The organism is Mycobacterium sp. E3298 (assembly GCF_001666895.1).
Lineage (GTDB): Bacteria > Actinomycetota > Actinomycetes > Mycobacteriales > Mycobacteriaceae > Mycobacterium.
In genome coordinates this window covers 1-1,323 of record NZ_LZJB01000421.1, presented here as the reverse complement: position 1 = coordinate 1,323, position 1,323 = coordinate 1, and the positions used below count along the sequence as shown (strand labels likewise).

The following is a 1,323-nucleotide window of genomic DNA, read 5'->3' as shown; positions in this document are numbered from 1 at the left end:
GGTGCTGGCCGTCGAGGTGCTCGACCCCCGCGACGTCGAGCTGCCCGACATCGGTGACGTCGTGCTGCAGGACGCCGAATCCGGGGTCACCCGCGAGTTCACCATCGATCCCCAGCTGCGCGACGATTTTGCCAGGGCTGCCGCCGCGCACCGCGCCGAGGTGGCGCGCACCGTGCGCAGCTGCGGGGCGCCGATACTGACCCTGCGCACCGACCGCGATTGGATCGCCGACATCGTCCGCTTCGTCGAGTCCCGCCGGCGCGGGGCGATGGCGGGACGGCAGTGACGGGCACTTTGACCGAGGCGCACAGACACACCAAGACGGTTTTATGACACTGCCATTGCTCGGGCCGATATCGCTGTCCGGCTTCGCACACTCCTGGTTCTTCCTGTTCCTGTTGGTCGTGTTCGGGCTGGCCGCGATGTACATCCTCATGCAGCTGGCGCGGCAGCGAAGGATGCTGCGCTTCGCCAACATGGAGCTGCTGGAAAGCGTTGCGCCCCAACGCCCTTCGCGCTGGCGGCACGTGCCGGCGATCCTGCTGGTGGCGTCGCTGGTGCTGTTCACCATCGCGATGGCGGGGCCGACCAACGACGTCCGCATTCCCCGCAACCGGGCGGTGGTGATGCTGGTGATCGACGTGTCGCAGTCGATGCGCGCCACCGATGTGCAGCCCAACCGGATGGCGGCCGCGCAGGAGGCGGCCAAGCAGTTCGCCGACGAGCTGACCCCGGGCATCAACCTGGGGCTGATCGAGTACGCGGGCACGGCCACCGTGCTGGTGTCGCCGACGACCAACCGCGACGCGACGAAGAACGCGCTGGACAAGTTGCAGTTCGCCGACCGCACCGCCACCGGGGAGGGCATCTTCACCGCGTTGCAGGCGATCGCGACGGTCGGCGCGGTGATCGGCGGCGGCGACAAGCCGCCACCGGCGCGCATCGTGCTGTTCTCGGATGGCAAGGAGACGATGCCGACCAATCCGGACAACCCGAAGGGCGCCTTCACCGCCGCGCGCACCGCCAAGGACCAGGGCGTGCCCATCTCGACGATCTCGTTCGGCACCCCGTACGGCTTCGTCGAGATCAACGACCAGCGCCAGCCCGTTCCCGTCGACGACACGACGATGAAGAAGGTCGCCGAGCTCTCCGGCGGCAGTTGGTACAACGCCGCGAGCCTGGCGGAGCTGAAGGCGGTCTACGCGACGCTGCAGCAGCAGATCGGCTACGAGACCATCAAGGGCGACGCCAGCGCGAAGGGCGTTGGGGCGCAACGCTTTCCAGCAGCTCCATGTTGGCGAAGCGCAGCATCCTTCGCTGCCG

1 protein-coding gene and 1 pseudogene are annotated in these 1,323 nt (G+C 68.2%); both read left to right on the top strand.

Going from position 1 to position 1,323, the window contains the following annotated elements; genetic code table 11:
• Positions 1-286 (top strand): annotated as a pseudogene (locus A9X05_RS20000) (DUF58 domain-containing protein); the annotation flags it as partial.
• A 43-nt stretch (positions 287-329) separates the two neighbouring features.
• Positions 330-1,323: VWA domain-containing protein (locus A9X05_RS19995; RefSeq protein ID WP_231978438.1), on the top strand; the 994-nt coding region annotated here is incomplete at its 3' end.